This window comes from Thermocladium sp. ECH_B (genome assembly GCA_001516585.1).
Taxonomy (GTDB): Archaea; Thermoproteota; Thermoprotei; order Thermoproteales; family Thermocladiaceae; genus Thermocladium.
Window position 1 is genome coordinate 1 of sequence record LOBW01000106.1, and the last position, 4373, is coordinate 4373.

General features: G+C 47.1%; 2 protein-coding genes. Both read right to left on the reverse strand.

What is annotated here, in order from left to right:
* Window positions 1–831 precede the first annotated feature (831 nt).
* Window positions 832–2121, reverse strand: a complete 1290-nt coding sequence (locus AT710_09235) for a hypothetical protein (GenBank protein ID KUO90300.1) — start codon at window positions 2119–2121, stop codon at window positions 832–834.
* Window positions 2122–2313: 192 nt separating this feature from the next.
* On the reverse strand, window positions 2314–4335 hold the full coding sequence (locus AT710_09240) for a hypothetical protein (GenBank protein ID KUO90301.1): 2022 nt from the start codon (window positions 4333–4335) through the stop codon (window positions 2314–2316).
* Window positions 4336–4373: the final 38 nt, after the last annotated feature.

Genomic DNA, 4373 nt, shown 5'->3' on the forward strand with positions numbered 1-4373 from the left:
CTCCCTAAGGTCGTTAATCACCGAATTACAGTCCAGGGACATATTTACATTGATTGCCAGACCAACTCGAATTATTATTTTATATACATTACTCGTGGCTAAGCCCTAACCGCATCCGCAAGGTCCGTTTACCCTCACCGATGGGGCCTCAACTAAGTTATACCTATTGCCCTTAACGCCTCTAAAGTATACGAAGCATATTCTACAGTCTCTCCGGAGGGGTAGAGACTTGTTGTCTCCACAGTTTCCTTCTCGACGGTCTCCCTGGAGCCGCTCACCGCAGTGGCTCTACCCCTGTCGCCAGGGGCTTCCCGGTCTCTGCGGATCTTGGGACCCCAGGGTCACTAGAAGGTGTTGGGGTTGGGCTTAAAAACCCATCTAGGGCCATCAACAACAATAAATATTACGAATGATCATGAAAACCGAAACTACCCCTAAGTTCCTCAATGACATTAAATACATCGTCAGTCATGAGCATGAAATTACTATGTAAAATACTACGCCATTATACCACCCTATTGAGTCTCATCAACCTCTCAAAGAACTCACATTATTCATCATCTTAAGCACGCCCTTACAGGTAGGGCGAACCTCCTAGAGACAGCGACCACAGCACTCCGTGGTTTTTACTCGCTTTAAGCAAATTTCTATTTTTATATTAACACTACCTTCAGTAATTTCTCAATCATTGTTTTTGGCGCATGTTGTTGTGTTTGCTCTTCGTGAGTATTGGATGGTTAATGTTATTAGTCAGTGAGCCATGTGATAAGGTGAAAGGAAGGACCCTGATTTTAAGTTTTTATTTATTTTATTTAAGTTTCTATCTCATATCTAGGTGATGTCCGTCCCCAAACAACCTACGTACACGGGTTGGCCGTATGAGGAGATGCCGCTAACGTAGTATGGGCTTTGCTTGTTGATTATTGTGTGTTGATAATTGAAACCTGGTGCTAGGTACTCGAGACCCCACACGAAGTCGGTCCATACGTACTTGTAGTTAAACTGATCATAGCAGGGGTATGGATACGCCGAGGTCACCGAGGTCAATAGGTTAACACCAAACTCCTCATACAAGGCGGCATTCTGTGGCTCATAAAGACCCTGGGGTAGGACCCATTCGTCTTGTTGCTCGGTATAGGCTACTTGGTACCACTGGTTCGCGTTTTGAGAGCTGCTGAAGGAGAAGTACCAGGTGTTGTTGACTTCGGCAGGATGAGGTTCACCTGTGTTTTTCTGGGTTATCTGGACTGATGATGGTGATTCACTGTATGTGTAAGTGAAGCTTATGCCAGTATCGGTACCAACATTAAATGTNACTGAGAATGATGATTGGTAATTGGAGGTTGATTGCGGTTGTGCGCCAGAAACATACTCAGTGAATGAGTTTATGGACATTCCTAAGTATGGGTCGTAACCATTCACGTAACTATTCCATCCGCTCTCATGGTCTATTGTCCCGATGAAGTACAGTATATCCCCGTAATTATTAATCATCGTACTAGTTGGAACATAAGCAAGCCACACGGCAGGGTTAATGACATAGAATGGATAACCCCCTGATGGAGTAACCAGTTGTTTATAAACGAAAACGCAGGTATCGTAAAGGAAAGTCCCGTTTCCATCGCTGTAAGCCTGCAGATTTTGACCACCGTAATTAGGCTGGAAGTCGAATGTTACTCCATAATTACTGTACTGCGTTTCGTAGGCTATGCATGGGTCCTCAGTCGACGTGCCCGAGCTTGATTGGAAATTATAGATGCCGAAACTCGCCTTGGAGCCGTTCAACGCCTCTGCCCAAGCCTCCCTAACGCCTTCATACAACTTGATGAAGCCTGGTATGGCGGTGGTGTTGTAGCCTGCTGTGAATACTAGGTGGTGCCCGTCCCCAAAGGCTGCCACGTATAATCCACCGACTGATGCTGGAGACATTGCGAATTTACTACCATAAACCCTAGCCCACGCGATAGCCAACGTATTAAAAGCCACTGGAGCCTTGCCTGGGCTTGGGACAGCAATAATGACCAAATCCTCACCCTTAAATAATGGCTTCAGCGAGTCTATGACTAGGGATGCGTTGTTATTGAAGTAACTCAGTAGGTAGCCCCAATCAACAACAACCACGGAGCCAGGTGGAAAGAGAGATAAGTCAGGAACAGCAATGAACCTAACCAACGACTGAGGTATGCCAACACCAACAAGCCTTTGGGCCAGTGATTGTGGCCCAACGACGTAGATTGGCGTCTTAGGCTGATGTTTATTGGTGAGCCGATTGGTGTTGATGTGTTGGAATTGGTCCTCGTCGGTGTGCCTGGCTTATTGGTTACATGGGTTAGGGGCAGTACTGAGGCTAACGCGGTAGCGGTAACCAAGGCGATTACTAGCGGGGTGATCCATGTGTGGTGGCAGTGCTGTTATTAGCCACCTAACGTCCTCACTTGTTAGGTTTAGTACCTTGGCTACCTCATTAACATAGGCATCGCTACCGCCTAAGACAATCATTAGTGGTATGTTCTGGAGGACGTTCACGTCTATGCCGGTTATTGTTTGGGTGATCATTATTGTGCCTAGGCCGAACTTCCTCGCTCCCCTAACTATGTACTCCATCAATGGGTTGTTCAATACGAAGTACGCCTCGTCAATCACCATCAACTGCTGCAAGTGCTCACTGATTGATTGGGACATCATGAACGTATGAACGTGGTCGACTACGGCGCCCATTAGGAAGCTCACTAGGTCTGGGCTAGACCTAACCGAGCTAAAGAGCAATGCCTTATTGTTCATTAACTCCGAGATCGGCACAACCTCTGCGTTGCCCAAATACGACATCAACCTATCTAAAGCCAAACCAACAAGTTCATCATCGCTCCTAGCCCTAATGAACTCCATGGACTTGAAGAAGTCCTTGTACAAGCCATTCGCATAGATAGCCTTTAGGTCTGGTAGTATGGATTCTGGCCTTATCCCGAGGACCTCGAAGTTGAGCAGTAGCCTGTTTATTCGCTCCGCATCCGTAACACCGTCGAGCTCGAAGATGTTTATGAATTTCCTAGTCACGTCGATGGGCTCGATAAGCGGTATACGCAGGTACTCACCGTGTGGGTCTAGGATGAGTACCTTAATCCCACTCCTCATGAGCCTATAAAGCAGCGTGCTCACGCTCCAAGTCTTACCCATACCAGTTGGACCAACCACTAAGCCGAAGCCAGAGGGCAGTGAATCAAGGTCAACCCACAACTCATTGTTCTCCCTGTCCTTACCGAGGTACACCCTTGCCCTCAGGCTCTCCGAGAGTACCCTTCCTCCGTGGAATATTGGTATCACGGCTAAATCATAACCGAGCTCATCAATGCCCGGCATTGACCAGAGGTGCATTTGGGTCGTTGTTCTAGCGGTAAAGAGTAGCGGTACTGTTGATTGCCTATCGAGGGCTAACATCGCCTTGACCGGCTCCTCTCCTCTCTCGTTTATTCTCTCAAGGACCACAGCCCATTGAGAAGCTTTAGGTATTGCCTTTGGGTTCTCGTGAACAATTAACTTGGTGTGGCTTGAGACAACAGTCCTAGAAACCTCACCCTTGAACTGCGGGTTACCGCTTATCGAGAGCATGAAGTTGTTGCTATTGGCAATAAACGCCTCGGCGATACTCCTTATGTCTTCCTCGGATGGCTTAGTGAAGAGTAAGCCACTGGCCGTCAACCTGTGGCTTAGCCTTCCCAACTCACCACCCTTGATTACGCTGTAGTTGTGCCTAGCCATAATCGCCAAGGCGTTTAGGACAACTAATGCCATTAGGCTGTAAATCCCCATGAATAGGAAGGCTAGGAAGTCGAGAATCGCCAAAACAGCGATTAACCTAGCCAATGATGGATTTCTTGGAAAACCAACGAGTCTCCTCAACCCACTCCCCGTCACTGACGCTAAAATGAAGTACTGCCGGAGGAGGATTTCCTTAGTCTTGACCCAATTAATGAATTCCTTTAATCCGCTCTCGCTCGGCTCGTCCTTCTTGCTCAGCCTAACATATTTATTATCGTTAAGCCTAATGAATGTGAATGACTCATTGGGCATTAGGCTCAATCTGCGAATGAACTCGTTGACTAGGTTCACGTACTGCTGACCGTTCAATCGGGAGATATCGAACAAAGGCTCAGCCGTGTAGAACACGTGTGCAGTGTTGTTCCTGTAATCGAAGACGTAGTCATCAAACACCTCCAATCGTGGGGCTAAGCCTGGGAAGATTAGTGAGTAGAGTCCGTCAATCAACCAATCCCTGGTTTCTCGGTAAATGAGTAGTGGTATTAGGAGTAGGGATAGTGGCTTGTAGGCAATCCCCATGATTATGATTGAGATGAGTAGGAACCACCTGATTTTGA